Source organism: Marinilactibacillus piezotolerans, from assembly GCF_900114235.1.
In the GTDB taxonomy this organism is placed as follows: domain Bacteria; phylum Bacillota; class Bacilli; order Lactobacillales; family Carnobacteriaceae_A; genus Marinilactibacillus; species Marinilactibacillus piezotolerans.
This window is the reverse complement of the sequence record NZ_FOSJ01000019.1, coordinates 23,160-40,862: the sequence shown is the minus strand read 5'-3', so window position 1 is coordinate 40,862 and position 17,703 is coordinate 23,160. Positions and strand designations below refer to the sequence as shown.

At 37.5% G+C, this 17,703-nt stretch carries 13 protein-coding genes, 1 other RNA gene and 1 pseudogene; 3 read left to right on the top strand and 12 right to left on the bottom strand.

What is annotated here, in order from left to right:
• Positions 1-189 precede the first annotated feature (189 nt).
• Entirely contained in the window at positions 190-549 is a 360-nt protein-coding gene (tnpB, locus tag BM212_RS06300) for an IS66 family insertion sequence element accessory protein TnpB (RefSeq protein WP_072693819.1), read from the bottom strand.
• 274 nt (positions 550-823) lie between these two features.
• A pseudogene (locus tag BM212_RS06290) lies at positions 824-2,065 on the bottom strand (Na/Pi cotransporter family protein); the annotation flags it as partial.
• Positions 2,066-2,615: 550 nt separating this feature from the next.
• Here BM212_RS06290 and BM212_RS06285 point away from each other — a divergent pair.
• The gene (locus BM212_RS06285) at positions 2,616-3,893 is read left to right on the top strand and encodes an MFS transporter (RefSeq protein WP_091897336.1); all 1,278 of its coding nucleotides are present in this window, start codon (positions 2,616-2,618) and stop codon (positions 3,891-3,893) included.
• Positions 3,894-3,997: 104 nt separating this feature from the next.
• Here BM212_RS06285 and BM212_RS06280 read toward each other — a convergent pair whose 3' ends face one another.
• The 9 genes from BM212_RS06280 to BM212_RS06240 all read right to left on the bottom strand — a co-directional run bounded on the left by BM212_RS06280 (position 3,998) and on the right by BM212_RS06240 (position 15,360).
• Positions 3,998-5,362, bottom strand: a complete 1,365-nt coding sequence (locus tag BM212_RS06280) for a M20/M25/M40 family metallo-hydrolase (protein WP_091897333.1) — start codon at positions 5,360-5,362, stop codon at positions 3,998-4,000.
• Between the two features lie 12 nt (positions 5,363-5,374).
• Positions 5,375-6,742, bottom strand: a complete 1,368-nt coding sequence (locus tag BM212_RS06275) for a M20/M25/M40 family metallo-hydrolase (protein ID WP_091897329.1) — start codon at positions 6,740-6,742, stop codon at positions 5,375-5,377.
• A gap of 174 nt (positions 6,743-6,916) precedes the next feature.
• A complete protein-coding gene (locus BM212_RS06270; RefSeq protein WP_091897326.1) occupies positions 6,917-7,897 on the bottom strand; it encodes an ABC transporter ATP-binding protein in 981 nt (326 codons plus the stop codon).
• Positions 7,881-8,975 (bottom strand): ABC transporter ATP-binding protein, encoded by a 1,095-nt coding sequence (locus tag BM212_RS06265; protein ID WP_072695815.1) that lies wholly within the window; start codon positions 8,973-8,975, stop codon positions 7,881-7,883. Before BM212_RS06265 ends, BM212_RS06270 begins: the two co-directional genes overlap by 17 nt.
• 97 nt (positions 8,976-9,072) lie before the next feature.
• Positions 9,073-10,746 carry an ABC transporter substrate-binding protein gene (locus tag BM212_RS06260; RefSeq protein WP_072695817.1) on the bottom strand — a complete coding sequence of 558 codons (1,674 nt, stop codon included), beginning with the start codon at positions 10,744-10,746 and terminating at the stop codon, positions 9,073-9,075.
• Positions 10,747-10,926: 180 nt separating this feature from the next.
• Positions 10,927-11,883, bottom strand: coding sequence for an ABC transporter permease (locus tag BM212_RS06255; protein WP_091897323.1), 957 nt, complete (start codon positions 11,881-11,883; stop codon positions 10,927-10,929).
• Positions 11,884-11,900: 17 nt separating this feature from the next.
• Entirely contained in the window at positions 11,901-12,851 is a 951-nt protein-coding gene (locus BM212_RS06250) for an ABC transporter permease (protein ID WP_072695819.1), read from the bottom strand.
• A 48-nt stretch (positions 12,852-12,899) separates the two neighbouring features.
• Positions 12,900-14,087, bottom strand: a complete 1,188-nt coding sequence (locus tag BM212_RS06245; protein WP_091897320.1) for an amidohydrolase — start codon at positions 14,085-14,087, stop codon at positions 12,900-12,902.
• Between the two features lie 46 nt (positions 14,088-14,133).
• On the bottom strand, positions 14,134-15,360 hold the full coding sequence (locus tag BM212_RS06240) for an amidohydrolase (protein ID WP_091897317.1): 1,227 nt from the start codon (positions 15,358-15,360) through the stop codon (positions 14,134-14,136).
• A 564-nt stretch (positions 15,361-15,924) separates the two neighbouring features.
• Between BM212_RS06240 and BM212_RS06235 the strand changes: the two genes are divergently transcribed.
• Entirely contained in the window at positions 15,925-16,275 is a 351-nt protein-coding gene (locus tag BM212_RS06235; protein WP_091897314.1) for a hypothetical protein, read from the top strand.
• A gap of 57 nt (positions 16,276-16,332) precedes the next feature.
• Here the strand turns inward: BM212_RS06235 and BM212_RS06230 are convergent, their stop codons facing one another.
• Positions 16,333-17,064, bottom strand: coding sequence for an NAD-dependent protein deacylase (locus BM212_RS06230; RefSeq protein WP_091897311.1), 732 nt, complete (start codon positions 17,062-17,064; stop codon positions 16,333-16,335).
• A 172-nt stretch (positions 17,065-17,236) separates the two neighbouring features.
• Between BM212_RS06230 and ssrA the strand changes: the two genes are divergently transcribed.
• Positions 17,237-17,607: a transfer-messenger RNA gene (gene ssrA, locus BM212_RS06225) on the top strand.
• Positions 17,608-17,703 lie beyond the last annotated feature (96 nt).

Here is a 17,703-nt window from a genome sequence, read left to right as displayed (position 1 = left end):
GATAATGGTCTTCAGTTGTTTGTTTTCTTCTAACAGCTGATCTAACTTTTCAATAATCACTTCAAACTGTTTTTCGCTCTTGATAGACATGTCTGCTTCTCCTCACATAAATAGTACTTAAATTTTACACTAGTCAGAAAAAGAAAACGAGAGAGCCATTGATTTTTTCATCAATTTCTCTCTCATTTCTTAGGCTATACTTCCTTTAACCGCAGGTTTTATGGAGACTTTTTGATTAACAGATAATCCTTCAAGCAGCCAACGCAGCTGTTGCGCACTTAACTTTTGAATCTCGTTCTGGTTACGCGGCCAATTCAATTTCCCATTCTCTAAACGCTTGTATAAGAGAAGGAAGCCGTCGCCTTCCCAGTAAAGAGCTTTGAACCGATCCTTCTTTCCACCACAGAAGAGAAAGAGGGCCTCATGATAAACATCCATATCATATTCTTCTGTGATCGTCGCAGCTAATCCATCAATTTGACGGCGCATATCCGTCTTTCCACACACGATAAAAATATTCTCTACTTGAGTAAAATCAACGAGTTTCATTGAATGACATCTCCGCGAGGAGAACTCTCAATGTCGAGGGTTTGATCCCCTCGTAAATAAGTAGCTCTGTCTGACTATTTTTTAAATGTGCCACCATTTTCTGTGAATGGAACTTCGAAATGTGTCGGCGATCAGTTTTATCGTCATGTAGGGTTATCGGTATGATAGACTGTTTATTCTTTTCCAAATTAAAAACCTCCTGTGTACTTAAGATATCTCAAGTTTAACAGGAGGCCGCTAGGACTCACAGGTACCTAGCTATTCATCGCTTACCATCTACTAGTTTTGAATGTTCGGTTGAGTTCTGTAGCGGTAAGTCTTCAACGGATATCAGCATAAGATATTCTGTTAAATGAACATCAATTTTATTTACAACTTCTTCAAGCTGCAAAGTGTTCAGGCGACTCTTTTCATCCTGATTTTTATAATAATTGAACATAGACTTAAATTCTTCAGTAACAAATTCACCCATTTGGGCAATTTCTAATTTTGCTTGATTTAATGCAACGGATGGTGCTGTCTGGATGATAGAGTAATCCAGATGAGAAGAATCGTATTCGATCAATGCATCATCTCCTGGAACAAGCTTAGTCACTAGAGCAGCAATCTGACTGATAAACCACATTTGGACAAGCACATTAAATACATTGAACATACCATGCGCAAACGCAATCTGCATTGCTGCATTTAAGCTGAATTGAGTGGATAAGAAACTGACTAGACTTGTAAATGGACTGAGCAGCAATAGAATAATGGCCGTTCCAGACAAGTTGAATATTACATGAGAAGCTGATGTCCGTTTAGCAGCTACACTTGCTCCGATTGCGGCTAAAATTGCTGTAATCGTTGTTCCGATGTTGCTTCCGAATAAGATAGGCAGCGCTGCATCCAGGCTCATACTTCCTTGGCTATACAACTCTTGAAGAATTCCAATTGTTGCTGATGAGCTTTGCATCATAAATGTAAATAACGTCCCTGAAATTACACCTAGAACTGGATTATGCGATAAAGTTACCATCGCATTTGTAAAGACTTCTAAATCTTCAAGCGGACGTAAGCCGTCTCCCATTAATTCCAACCCATAAAATAATGCTCCGAACCCGAAAATTACTTGTCCTAAGCTGTTAATAAACGGTCGTTTGAAGAAAAAGAGTAAAAGCGCACCTACTGCGATAATTGGCAAAGCATAAGCTCCTATATCAAACCCAATAATAAAAGCCGTGACTGTCGTTCCAATATTTGCGCCCATCACGATTCCAATTGCCTGTTTCAACTTCATGAATCCGGCACTTACCAGACCGACTGTCAAAACAGTAGTTCCGCTACTACTTTGAATCAAGACTGTTACAACGATTCCAGCTAGAACCGCTCGAAATGGTGTTGATGTAAATTTATTTAAAATATCACGCAAATTATCTCCAGCTGATCTTTGCAGGCCATCTCCCATATATTTTAATCCAAAAAGGAAAATACCAAGTCCGCCTAAGAACTGAAAAATGATTTGTTGTACATCCACTATTTTATACCCTCCGTATAGTCGTTACATATTTTGGTTATGGATAACTTGAAGCTACACATACTGTATATTTCACCAGTACCGTAACAATCGAATTCAGAGTTTCCATTCTTATCTTAAATGTTAATTTACAATAAATGAACAAAAAATTTACAAATTAGAGTATTTTAATCTCGCTTATAGACTTTAAAAAATGTATTTTGTACTCGATCCTGACCACAATTTCTTCAGTATATCTTATTTCCGAAACCAACCATTATTCAGCTATTTTATTGTTCGGAAAACACATGGAAACGACAAAAAGATTCCGCTTTCATTTTCTTTAAATTCGCTCACCTGAATTCCAATAATTTTGGCGGTTCTTTACAAAATGTTCACATAAAGTTAACAATTTAGTTTGTTCATTAATGGCTGCTCTGTTACACTTGTTATTCTTTCAGTTTAAACACCTTTCTTATGTAAATTTCAAGCTAAAAAATGATTGATTTTCTATATTCAATAATGATTTTTGGTAGAATAAATTAACGACGTAAAAGGGAGTGGATCTACTATGAAAATGAAATATACAAAAGCTGAACATAGCTGGATGTTTTATGATTGGGCTGGTTCAGCTTTTTCCATTATCGTGACGACTGCTGTGTTTCCAATATACTACAGCAGCGCTGCAGAATTATCGGGAGTTTCTGATGCAAACTCTACAGCCTATTTAGGCTATACGATATCTATTTTCACTTTTATCGTAGCACTTCTTTCGCCCTTGCTGGGTACAATGGCAGATATTCAAGGTTTCAAAAAACGCTTTTTCCTTACTTTCTTTTCACTTGGAGTATTAGGAACTTTAAGTCTTGCATTGGTTCCTCACACATCATGGATATTTTTACTGATTGGTTATGCAATTGCTTCAATCGGAACGTCTGGGGCTAATGTCTTTTATGATGGCTTTCTAGTAGATGTGACCGAACCTGACAGGATGAACCGCGTTTCTTCAAGGGGATTCAGCTTAGGCTATATCGGAAGTAGTATTCCGTTTATTATTAGTATTGGATTTATTTTACTTGCCCAGAATGAAGTGATTCCTATTTCTACTGTCAATGCTACTCGTCTGGCTTTTGTCTTGACTGCCTTATGGTGGGGATTGTTCAGTTTACCAATGATTCGAAATGTAGAACAGATTCATGGTGTTCCACGCAGACCACGATTAATCAAAAGTAGTTTTAAAAGATTATTCAGTACGTTTCAACAACTTAAGCATTACCGGGCAGCTTTCACTTTTCTGATTGCCTATATGTTCTACATTGATGGTGTTGGAACGATTATTTCAATGTCTACTGCTTATGGAAAAGATTTAGGTTTGGCATCCACTGACTTACTGGTTGTTTTGTTCGCTGTTCAAATCGTAGCTGCTCCATTCGCTATTCTTTATGGTCGGTTAGCTGACCGCTTCCCGGGAAAGACGATGATCTATGTAGCAATCATTGTGTACATAGGTGTTTGTACTTATGCTTTCTTTATGAATACACTGACAGATTTCTGGATTCTAGCTATGTTGATCGCCACTTCCCAAGGGGGAATCCAAGCTTTAAGTCGAGCATATTTTGGACGAATCATCCCTAAACATAAAGCAAGTGAATTTTTCGGACTTTATGATATTTTCGGTCGGTTCGCTTCCATCATCGGCCCAGCATTAGTTGCGGTTATCACGCAAGCCACTGGACAATCCAATTATGGAGTATTTAGTCTGATTATTTTATTCCTCGTCGGGTTCTTTGTTTTAACTCAAGTTCCTGAATCAGAGACCAACAGCGATGCTATTCAAGAATCTATCTGATTTCAAGCTTTTTATTCAAATGATTTAGTCTGATAGAAACGAAAAAGACCTTTAAGATCAGATATTTTTATCTGCCTCTAAGGGTCTTTTCGTTTTGTTTATTTTTATGAGCCAAAATTGCTCAATAAAGTTACCATATGTTCTATTCCCTGATAAAAGTCTTTTAACCTGACATTTTCATTAGGAGCATGTGCACCTGATTTAGCCCATCCTGTTCCGCTTCCAAGAATAGGAACCTTTAAGTACTTTCCAAATCCATGCATTGGCCCAGTTCCTGGAGAATTAGGATTTAAGACAACATCCTCACCATAAACTTTCTTTGCTGAATTAAGTACTATGTCTACAAAGGGATCACTCAAGTCCGTTCGAAAAGATTTTTCTCCCGTCAATAATTTTAGCTGAACATCATTGAACCCATTTTTATCCCAATGTTTTCTAATGACTTTATAAACGTCATTCGGATCCATTCCCGGTACTAAGCGCACATCAATCTTAGCTTGTGCTTTTCTTGGTAATACCGTTTTGGATCCTGGACCTATATAACCAGATAATAACCCAGAAATGGTTAAGGTCGGATATAAGATCAATGCTTCTTGAGGTGTTCTATCCATTTTTTCTACAATCAAAGGATTTTTCAGCCCATAGTTTTCTTTTAATTTATCCGCATTAAAAGGGATCTTTTCAACAAAGGATCTTTCCAGTTCGGTCGGTGGTTTCATCATCTCATAGAAACCGTCAATGGTGACCTGATGATCTTTTGTCCTGAGCGAACTTAGTGCGTGTGTCAGTCTCCAGGCTGCATTATCTACTACGGCACCTTTTGAAGAGTGAATGTCAACATCAGCACTTTCTACCCAGGCGTCAAAATAAGCAATTCCTTTAATTCCGGCATCAATAGTAAAACGTTCTTCACTATCTTTGCTTCCAGATTCCCAGATACAAGCATCAGCTTCGAATAAATCTGCATATTTCTCTAAATACAAATCGATGTTCGGACTACCAATTTCTTCTTCTCCCTCGACTAGAAATTTCACTTTACAAGGCAGACCTTCTTCTGATTCGTTCAACAACTGGATAGCATTCAATCGTGCCATAAAGTTTGCTTTATTATCAGATACTCCACGGCAATAAAGGATCTCATCAATAATTGTGGGCTCAAAAGGAGTGGTCTTCCATTCATCCAAAGGGTCTTCTGGCTGAACATCATAGTGATTGTAAAAAAGTAACGTTTTTTCAGCATTTCCTTTTTGCCCTGCTTCAAAAAAACCATAAACGATTGGATGACCACCAAGATTATTCAATAATTCAGCTTTACCACCAAATTCTTCAATCATACTTTTTACAAATTCGGCTGTCTCTGAAATCATTCTTCCCTGCGTTGAGACAGATTCTAATCTCAAATAGTCAAAAAATTGTTTCTGATTCTGTTCAGCTGTTTCCTTAAACTTAGTCTTCGGTATCTCTTTCACTATATTCCTCCTTTACTTTCCAAAGTCTTGTAATAAATACGCCATATGAGCCGTTCCTTCAAAGAAATCTTTAAGACGAACAGATTCGTTTGGTGCGTGTGCTTTTGAATTAGCCCAACCACAGCCACTGCTTAAAACAGGTAAGTTCAGATATTTATCAAAATTATACATCGGTCCTGTCCCCGCATTGTTAGGTGACAATACAACATCTGTTCCTTCTCCATAAGCTTTTTTGGCTGATTCAACAACTATATCTACAAAATTGTTTTTCAAATCTGATCGGAACGCTTTTTGTGCTTTAATCAGATCTAATTTAATATCCTCAAATCCATTTTTGTCTAAGTGAGTTCTAATCAGTTTATGGATCTTCTCTGGATCTTGACCAGGAACAATACGGCAATCCAGCTTTGCTGAAGCAGCTCTAGGTAAAACAGTTTTAGATCCAGGACCAGTATAACCAGAAATAAATCCACAGATTGTCATTGTCGGATAAAAGGCTAAAGCTTCATTTGGTGTCCATTCTAAATCTTTTGTGATGAGTGGATGTTTTAATCCATAAAGTTCCTTTGTCTTTTCTTCATCAAATGGTTTTCTGGCCACGACTTCTTTTTCAAAATCAGTAGGCGGTGTAATATCATCATAAAAACCTTCTACTAATACTTGATTATCTGCATTTCTCAAACTTGCCAATGCATGAGTTAATCTCCATGCTGCATTATCTACTACCGCACCAATTGAAGAGTGAATATCAACATCAGCACTTTCAACATATAAATCAAAATAAGCCATTCCTTTAATTCCGGCTTCGATAACATAATTTTCATCTTCATCTTTACCACCGAACTCCCAGATACAAGCGTCACTTTTGAATAGATCAGCATATTTTTCTAAGTATCCGCCTAAAGATGGGCTTCCATTCTCTTCTTCTCCTTCAATCAAAAATTTTACGTTACAAGATAGACCTTCTTCAGAATCCAGTAAGGCCTGGATCGCATTCAGTCTTACCATCAAATTTGCTTTATTGTCAGCTACTCCACGACAATAAAGGATATCGTCTTTTACTGTAGGCTCAAAAGGTGCACTTTCCCATTCATCAATTGGGTCTTCTGGTTGAACATCATAATGATTGTAAAAAAGTAATGTTTTATCTTTATTGCCTCCCTTACCAGCTGGGAAGAATCCATATACGACTGGATTTCCACCTAGATCATCTAAAACTTGTACTTCTCCACCAGTTTTTTCCAGCATACCTTTAACATATTCCACTGTTTCAGGAATCTTTCTATCTTGGGTTGAGACTGAATCCAGTCTCAGATAGTCATAAAATTCATCCATCCTGCTATCAATCACATCTTGCAATTTCATTTTTAATGTATCCATGAGTGTTACTTCCTACTTTCTGATAATGTTTATAGTAAAAGTAAATATGTTCCAAGACTTGCTCAATATCAAAAAAAGCTGACTTTAAGTAATCTTTTAAATTCTAGAATTAAACCTAGATTTCATTAAGATTTTACTTAAAATCAGCCTCCATATGATTTTTTATTATTATGTTTATGCGTATTTCTGTCCTTCTCTTAGTAACTTTTCACGTTTTTTACGATACACTTCTACTTCGTCCTGATGACAATAGATATAGTGCTCTGGCGCAATTTCGTGTAACCCAACTTTAGTCAGATCTTCGTATTGATGATACTTAGGATCATATTCTGTTCTGATTCGATTTCGCTCCGATTCTGGATCAGGAGTGGGTATAGCTGATAAAAGAGATTCAGTGTACGGATGAAGCGGCGCCTGATACAATTCATCTGCCTCAGCAATTTCAAGTATTCGACCACTATTCATTACACCTATCCGGTCACTAATATATTTCACCATAGATAAATCATGCGCAATAAATAGGTAAGTTAAGTTATTTTCCTTTTTCAGTTCTTTTAATAGATTTACTACTTGGGCTTGAATCGATACATCAAGAGCTGATATGGCTTCATCTGCTATAATAAAATCAGGTTCTACTGCTAGTGCCCGGGCAATCCCTACACGTTGACACTGTCCTCCAGAAAACTCTTTTGGATAGCGGTTAGCAAATTCTTTACTCAAGCCTACTTGTTCAAGCAATTCATACACTCTTTCATTGCGTTCACTACTATTTTTGTAGAGACCATGAACTTTTAGGGCGCCACCAATAATATCTTTCACTGTAATTCTCGGATTAAGTGATGCATAAGGATCTTGAAAAATCATCTGCATGGATTTACGAAAATCTAAAAGATTCCGTCGTCCTTTGATCTTGGTGATATCTTGTCCTTTATACAGAATTTGTCCACCAGTAATATCTCCCAGCTTAATCAATGCTCGACCAGTTGTTGATTTACCGCTACCAGACTCTCCAACTAATCCAAAAGTTTCTCCTTTATATATATTAAAACTAACGTCATTTACGGCTCTAACTTCATTTCTTTTGCCTTCGTTAAAATACTGCTTGTATCCGGAAATTTCAACAATCGACTGTTTTTCTTTAACCTCTGCTACCAACTACTTCACCTCCTACCTGATTATTGATCTTTTTTTCAGCAAATAAACGCTGATATTTTGCTTTACGTCTAACGACTTCTGCTGGAGGGGTTACATCCGGTGCCTCATTATGCAATAACCACGTTTTTGCATAATGGGTATCAGTGACTTTGAACATTTCCGGTTCTTGTTCAAAATCAATGGCTAAAGCAAATTCATTCCTGGATGCAAATGCATCTCCAACTGGTGGATGCAGTAAGTTCGGTGGTGAGCCTGGAATATTATAGAGATCCGTCTGGTTAACATCCAAGGTCGGCATAGATGCTAGTAAGCCCCAAGTATAAGGATGCATTGGATTATAAAAAATTTCATCTGCTGTACCGATCTCAACAATTTGGCCTGCATACATTACCGCAACTCGGTCTGCCATCTGGGCTACTACCCCTAGATCATGCGTAATAAAAATGATTGATGTATCCAGTTCCTTTTTCAGATTATTCATCAAGCTTAAAATCTGCGCTTGTATCGTTACATCCAATGCTGTAGTTGGTTCATCAGCAATTAAAATTTTAGGTTCACAAGCTAACGAGATAGCGATCATAACCCGCTGTCTCATACCACCAGAAAACTGATGCGGATAATGTTTATGTGTTTGTTCCGGATTCTTGATTCCTACTAGTCTCATTAATTCTATAGCTTTATTTCTAGCCTTTTCACTTGATAAATGCTGATGCTTGATCATCGGTTCAGCAATTTGTCTACCCACTTGCATTGTTGGATTTAAAGAGGTCATTGGATCCTGGAAAATCATGGCTATATCATTACCGCGAATCTCTTGCATTTCTTTATCTGAAATGGTTAATAGATCTTTGCCTTCAAATAGTATCTGACCACTTTCGATAATCGAATTTTTTTTAGGTAACAATCGGTTAACTGCTTTGGTAGAAACAGATTTACCTGAACCTGACTCGCCAACGATTGCTAATGTTTCTCCTTTTTTCAGTTCAAAATTCACCCCTCGAACAGCTTGGACTTTCCCCTCAAAGGTTTTAAAAGAAATAGCCAGATCCTTAATTTCCAGCACATTTGTGTTATCCATTTTGTTCACCTCTATCTTTCCTTTTCCTACTATTATAATAGGGCGCAGACATTCTTTACGCCCTATCATAATTACCACTAATTATTTTCACATTCGATTACTCTTGTGGATCTAATGTCCATTCATGGACATTGTATAGAGATCCTGCCCAGTACTCATTAATTCCACCATTCAAGTAGTCCACTTGAACTGAGAATTGAGAATCAGAGTACAACGGAACGATTACAGCTTGGTCTTGCATATATTGTTGTAATTCTAGATAGATTTCATATCTTTCATCAAAGGTTGTTGCTTCATTACCTTGAGCCAATAAGTCATCAATCACTGGGTCAGCAGTTGCTGTATTATTGGAAGAGGCGCCCGTTTGGATATAGCTTGAAACATTTGGGTCCACTGTATGTCCAAATCCCATTAGACCTATATCATAATCCAAGTCTTGAGCTGTTTGCAGCCATGTCGGGAAGTCATAATTCTGTTGATCAACTTTGACTCCAATATCTGTTAGTGCTTGTTGGATCAAGTTACCATTTTGTTCTCTGACGGCATTTCCAGTTGGAACACCAAATTTAAGTGTCTGACTGAAATCAAAACCAGCATCTTCCAGCATTTGTTTTGCTAATTCTGGATCATATTCCAACGGTTCGATCTCATCAGAATGGTAAGGGCTAGCTGAAGTATACATACTTGATAATACTTCTCCCCGTCCTTCTAGCAAGTTATCTACAGTCAATTGACGATCGATTGCGTGAATGAATGCCTTACGCACTTCTGGATCCGGGAATTTTTCATTATTGATGATCATATATTGACCATTGAAACTTGGATTTTCTTGTACTTCTAAACCTTCAATATCTTCTAAAAGTGAAATATCTTGAATTGGAACCATTCCGATACCACCACCTGCAGCCATGTGTAAATTACCTGCCTGGAATTCAGTAACCATCGCTGTACCATTCATGATTCTTCCATAGATTGTTTCAATTTTCGGTGCGCCTCTATAGTAATCTTCGTTTGCTTCGAGCTGAACATAGTTATCATTGTCATATTCTACGAATTTATATGGTCCACTAAATACAGAGGGTTGTGTTGCTGCTTCAGAGTTTGAAATTTCTGATGGTTCCATTTCTCCAAAAATATGTTCCGGTGCAATCAGAACATCAAATCCTACGAATTCTTTCATTAAAGCGACATCGACAGGAGTTTTTGTTGTAATGGTTAATGACTTATCGCCTGTTACCTCTACTCCTGAAAGTTCTTCTGCGCCTTCTTCCAAGACACCTGAATCATCTGTCCCTTCAATCATTGCGATACGTGTACCTAAAGATGTTTCAACTTCAGGATTAGCAATAGCATTCAACGTGAAAGCTACGTCATCTGCCGTAACAGGTTCTCCATCTGTCCAGTTAGCATCAGGATCAATTTCAATGCTGAATACTTGATTGTCTTCAGTTTCAAAGCTAGATGCCAAAGCACTTTCCCATGAGTCTGCTTCTGGCATGACGAGTAAGCTGTCATACATAAAACGTTGAATCCATTTCCCAGCAATACCTGGAGCATAGAACGGATTAAAACTGTCTGGTGCATTGGTCATCCCCACCATTAGTGTACTGGTGTCGCCTTCTTCTGCTTGCGGAACACTACTTTCTCCTTCAGCTCCACCTTCTGCTGCATCTTCTGGACCAGGAACTGCAGAATCCCCACACGCTGCAAGAACCATAGTTGAAGCAAAAATCGTTGCTCCAAATTTTAATTTTGTTTTCCAATTTGACATGAAATTTCTCCCCTTTTAAATAGACTTTCCCCGTGTAAATCTTTTTCTACTATGAATTGAATGCCTATAAATCTTTTTTCTACTATGAATTGAATGACTATAAATCTTTTTCTACTATGAACTGAATTCCCTATAAATCTATTTTATAAAAGCTTTTGAATCACTAAATCAACTTATCTCTTATCCTTTGTTTTCTCCTTCGATTGCTTCTCTTAAACCTTCTCCAATAAAGTTGATGGCAAGTACTGCAACAAAGATCAGAATACCTGCAGGTACCCATCTCCATGGTTCGGAAGTCAAGACTCGAATGGATTGTGCCTGAGACAAGATATTCCCCCAGCTGGGTCTAGGCGGCTGGACTCCAACCCCCAAGAAACTAAGCGATGCTTCAGTTAGAATGGCTGTAGCAATCCCAAAAGTAGCATTAACCAGAATAGGAGAAATAACATTTGGCAAGATGTGTACAAACATAATTCCAAATGTTGAATATCCTGTAGCTTCTGCTGCCAAGACAAAATCCTGTTCTTTCAATGTCAATACTTGTCCACGAACCAGCCTACACAGCGGTGGCCAACTCAACACTCCTAAGACAATCGTTACCACCCATATTCCTGAGCCAAGGAGTGAAACCAAGGTCAAAATGACTAAGAAAAATGGAAACGACATAAAAGCTTCTGTCACTCGCATGATTGTGGCATCAATGAATCCACCAAAGTAACCTGACACTAATCCTAGAGATGTTCCAATTACTACATAGATAGCAACCGAACAAATCCCGACAATCATAGATACTTGTGTTCCGTGAATCAACCTGGTCAAGGTATCTCTACCAATATCATCTGTTCCTAAAAAGAAATTATCGTAAGGAGCAGCTTGAAATCTTCCCACAGAAGCGTCTCTGGCATGAGGTGCAAGCTGATTCGCAAAGACTGCAATTAAAATCATGGTTATAAAGATTCCCAAACTTACTACAGCTACTTTATTTTTGAAAAACCGCTTAGCAATTGTCTTAACGTAACTATCTCCATTAGTAACTACCTGTTCTGCTGAACTTCCAGGGAAATTTGCACGTTCAGCAGTATCTGCTAAGTGAAAAAGTGACTCTGACTTACTATTTCTACCTACATTTTGAGCCATCTACTCTCTCCCTTTCATTAGTTATATTTGATTCGCGGATCGACTACAGCATACATAATATCTACTAACAAGTTAGCGACTAAAACGACTACAGCAGATAACATCGTAACAGCCATCAAAATCGGATAATCCCGCTGCTGGATCGCTGTTATTGTTAATCGTCCTAAACCCGGCCACTGGAAGATCTGCTCTGTAACGATTGCTCCCCCAACCAATCTAGGCAGATCCGTTCCAATAATTGTAATAACTGGAATCATTGCATTTCTTAATCCGTGCTTTGTTAAAATTGTTTTTGAAGCTAACCCTTTTGCTGTAGCGGTTCGCATATAGTTTTCTCCATAAACTTGTATCATCGTTGAACGCATATACCTTGACATGTTCGCTATATAAAATGCTGAAAGTACAATAACAGGTAGTATGAGGTGTCTAATGACTTCAAAGAACCCACCATCTCCACCTAATTCTGTCATCCCGCCAGTCGGCAACCATCCTAACTGAACAGCAAAGATATAGATCAGTCCAAGTCCCAAGAAAAAGTTAGGAATTGAGACACCGATAAATGATCCACCAGTCAGCAGGTTATCAATCCATGTACCCTGTTTTCTAGCACTGATAATCCCCAGTGGAATCGCAATGATATATGAAAACAACAATGTTGAACCCATCAGAACAACTGTCGGAATCAATCTAGAAAGGATAATGGGCAGTACTGGATATCTAGTTGAAAATGAATTGCCTAAATCCAGTGTTAATGCTCTTCCTAACCAGCGAATATATTGAATCGGCATTGGTTGATCTAACCCTAGAGCACGTTCAGTTGCAGCAATCTGTTCTGCAGTAGCATCTGGCATAACATATAATTCAGCTGGATTCCCAGGCGTTAAATTCACCATTAAAAATGCAGCCATCGAAATCATAATCAACACTGGAATAGCTGTTAATAGTCGTTTCGTGATAAATTTTTGCATATTTTCCTCCCCTTTGCTTCGTACAAGTCCACCTTATACTTTGAATTTTCAACTAAGATATTCATCTATAATGGCTAAAAATACTTCTCCTGATCTTAATAAAGAATCTTCATGAATAACAAATTTAGGATGATGATGCGGGTATGGAGAATCATCATCTGGAAACTGTGCACCTACTCTTAAAAATGCCCCCGGTTTTTCCTTTAAGAAGTAAGCAAAATCCTCTCCGCCCATAGATCCTTCAACTTCTTCTTCCATAACATCTTCATCAAATACGGTTGAAAATTTTTGTTTGATTCTTTCTACTTGTGCTGGATCATTTTGAATAGATGGATAACCTCTAACATAATCGACAGCTAAGGTAGCATCAAAGGCTTCTGCAATACCGGCACTGATAGACTTTAACTTGCTCTCCATCAGGTCTTGTATTTCTTTATGCATGGTTCGAATCGTTCCTTTAATCTCAGCTGTGTCTGCAATAATATTATATGCTTCTCCACCCGCATTAAACCCTGCAAAGGTCAAAACTGCCGGCTTAACCGGATCAGTCAGGCGACTCACAATCTGCTGTAAGCTCGATACGATTTGTGTTCCGATCGTCAGGGCATCATGAGTATCATGTGGAGCTGCCCCGTGACCACCTTTTCCTTGAATATTTAATGTAAATGTATCTGAATTTGCTGAGCCAAAACTATAATTATAATAAACCTTTCCTAATTCCTGCGTTGCCCCCAAATGTATTCCAAATACATAATCCACATCGTTCAAGGCTCCTGCTTCTACCATTGACTTGGCTCCCCCAGGTAATACTTCTTCAGCATTCTGATGAAGTAACACGACATTGCCTTTTAATTCGTCTCTATGATTGACTAATACTTTTGCGACACTTAAGAGTGAAGCAGTATGTCCGTCATGCCCACAAGCATGCATGAATCCTTCTTTCTTTGATTTGAATGGAACATCCGCTTCTTCTTTAATTCTTAAGGCATCAAAATCAGCGCGTAAAGCAATAGTAGGTCCGGGATGGGCTCCTTTAATTTTTGCAACGATTCCATAACCATTCCCTACATTTGTTTGAATATCTTCTACGCCGAATTCTTTTAATTTTGTCAAAATAAACTGTGCTGTTTCTTTTTCTTCAAATGAAGGTTCTGGATGCTCATGTAAATGTCTTCTCCAGCTGACGGTTTCATCAAAATTTTGTTTTAATTCATCTGCCCATGTTTGGTATGCCATGATCCTTCTCCTTCTTTCTATACTTTATTCATTTAGTACAAGTGAGCTATTCTCCAACTACTGCTGATTCTTTGACTTTATTCGTTTCTTTCTCGGTCAAGTAATGATCGATGATGGCTAAAAAGCACTTGCCACCTAACAAGAGTGCCCGTTCATCAAAGTCAAATTTTGGATGATGATGAGGATAAATGATTCCCTTTTCTTCGTTACCTGAATTAACGAAGAAAAATGAACCAGGCTTTTCCTCCAAGAAATAAGCAAAATCTTCTCCACCCATACGTAACGGGGTTGATTCGACCGTTTCATCTCCGAATGTTTCTTTAAATATATCAGCAATTAGTTCAGTTTCTTTTTCATGATTATAAAGAGCTGGATAACCACGTCCATAATTGACTTCACACGTTGCATCATGTGCTTTACAGATTTGTTCTGTCATGGATTTGATTTTTTCTTCTATCATATCTCTTACTTCCGGAGCAAATGTACGAACTGTTCCTTTAAGCAAAGCAGTATCTGCAATAACATTATGTGCTCCGTCTCCCGCCTTAAACGTTGAGAATGTCAGTACGCCTGATTTAGCAGGATCTTTTTTACGGCTAATGAGTGATTGAAGCTGGTTCACTACATAAGAAGCTACGACAACTGAATCCACTGTTGAATCAGGATGTGCTGCATGTCCACCTTTACCTTGAATCTTAATCTCAAAGAAATCTGGAGCTGCCATAGCATAGCCTGAACAATAAGTAACCTTACCGTATTCAAGTGGCGATCTCAGATGAAGTCCATATACAAAGTCCACATCGTCCAGTACACCGGCTTCAACCATTGCTTTGCCGCCACCCGGTAAAACTTCTTCTGCATGTTGAAATATAAATTTCACTGTACCTGATAGGCTTGACTGGTATTCTTTCATTACCTTGGCTACACTAAGCAAGGTTGCTGTATGCCCATCATGTCCACATGCATGCATAACACCGGGATTTTTAGATGAAAAAGATAATCCGGTTGCTTCCTGGATCTTCAAAGCATCAAAATCAGCTCTAAATCCAATTGTCGGTCCATCATGTTTTCCCCTCAGGTAAGCAACAATTCCTCCACCACCAATTCCTTCTTCAACTTCTTCATATCCAAATGATCTTAGTTTCTCGGCAATATATTTACGGGTTTCATATTCTTCGAAAGAAGGCTCTGGATTTTCATGTAAATGTCTTCTCCATGAAACAGTTGCCTCATAATTAGCTGCTAATGCTTCTTCCCAAACTTTGTACCCCATTTATCATCCACTCCTTCTACCTAATGAATCATGTACTCACTTTTTTAAATTAGAATAAACACATTTTTATAATGTTTTTCAAATCTTATCTTTATTAAATGATAAAGTCAATGGTAATTGTCAGTAAATTTAAAATAATTTACTTATTATTCTTAATTAATGATTTATGCATTTGGTGATTTAGAGTTTGGAATCGATTACAAATAATTGTGACATCTTTTTGAACAATTTAGTTATATTAATAATAAGGTTTTTCTTTTTTTTTAACTTACGCTCTCTTTTTTCCATATATTACTTCTAATCGAATATTCAATGAATTTATTCACTAATTGGAATTTTATTCAGCATTTTATACATTATTATTTTCTCATTTTATACTTATATTCACTTTTAACAACTTCTGTGTAATTGTTACTGTTATTTATTATAGATTCCTAATAATTCACTTTTTTTATTTACAAACTGGCTCAGACCTTTTAGAATTATAATATATTTAATACTTATAATTTAAATTCGTTAATATTTTATCAATGTATTAATGGAAGAATGTAGAGGTATATCTGAATGAATGAAAATATGGAATATAAAGAAATTATAACCTTCGCTGAAAATTTGGGGATGACGGTAGAGGACTATCTTGTTTATCTTCATCGCAAAAATAGATCTGTAAAAAATGTATTGTTAGAAGACAGTCATGGCTTCAAGAATTTCCTTAAAGATTTTCATAATGTATTAGATGATCTGACTATATGTACAAAAACAGATGCAGCTAGAGCCGCAAAGAAAGATCAGTCGCTGCAGGCCGCTGCCAATCTTCTTTATAAGGTCAGTTCAGACCCTATGCTGTTAGCTCAAATATATGAACACTATCAGTATGATTCTGACGAAGGCTCAAATAGAATTATGAATTATTAAAAAAATACGCTCAGTATATAAAGAAGCTTATTCTCTATATACTGAACGTATTTTTTATTATTCATTTATAGCCTTAAAGGTCTCTCCTACTTTTCCTTCTATATAAAGGTCAACTTTTAACTTTCCGGTATCTATCTCTTCATTATTGATGACTACTACACGTTTTCCCTTAAATCGATGGATTAAGTTTTTAGCTGGATTTACAGTTAGTGAAGTCCCGGCAATAATCAGTAGATCTGCTTTATGGATCGTCTCTCTACTTTTCTCTAATACTCCTTTATCTGGGTTCTCTCCAAATAATACGACACTTGGCCTGACGATTCCCTGTTCAATTGGACATCTTGGTATATGCCGTTCATCTCTTTCAACTTCTTCTGGCTCGTAGACTCTTGAACATTCCATACAGTACCAGGTTCGATTATGCCCATGTAATTCCAGTACAAATCGATGCCCTGCTTTCTGGTGAAGACCGTCTACATTCTGTGTAATCACACGTATATCTTTCCCAGCTTGTTCCATTTTTGCTAATGTTTTATGGGCATCATTTGGTTCCGGTATAGCCACACTTTTTTTAGGTCTATTAAAGAAGGCTTCTGGATTCTCTATCAGATATTTACGACTCATGATTACTTTAGGATCTAAATTCTGTTCTTCCATTTCAGTATACTGACCATTTCGTGATCTATAGTCTGGCAAACCACTTTCAGTAGAAACACCCGCTCCACCAAAAAAGACGACTATTTCTGCTTCGTCTATATAATCTTTTAATTGCAATATTTTTGAATCCATTTTTCTGTACACCTTTCGCTTGTTTTAAACTATTATAACAAGTGGTCATTTGAATCACACGGTTAATGTCCTATAAGCGAACAGACTTTCATTTTCGAGACATTTGTGCTATACTATTCTTAGAAATGGATGGTTTATACAATCCATTTGCTATCAAGTTATACTCTATATCGGGGTTGTTACGGATTCGACAGGCATAGATTGAGCTTGAGTTGCGTTCTGCAGGTGACGAGACTGCATATCAACGTCACAGTTAAATATAACTGCAAACAATAACAATAACACTTACGCTTTAGCTGCGTAATAACAGCTTATTAGCGTGATCCGAACTGGCATCGCCCACGTGTCACGTTTGGGTCCTATAATTAAGTGGGATACGCTTATTCTTTCCGTCTGTAAGAATAAGAAGAGATTATCAGACTAGCGACACATGATGCCTGTTATACGGCTAGTGTTGAGCGAAATCTAATAGTGTAACTATGAACGTAGAGGCTTGAGTGCCAATGTGTCTGGACAGGGGTTCGACTCCCCTCAACTCCATTAAAACATCCGTATAGGAAGAATAAAGAAGAGGAATGCCAATATACTGGCATTCCTCTTCTTTTGTTTATGATAAATGCTATAAGCTAAAGAGATAGA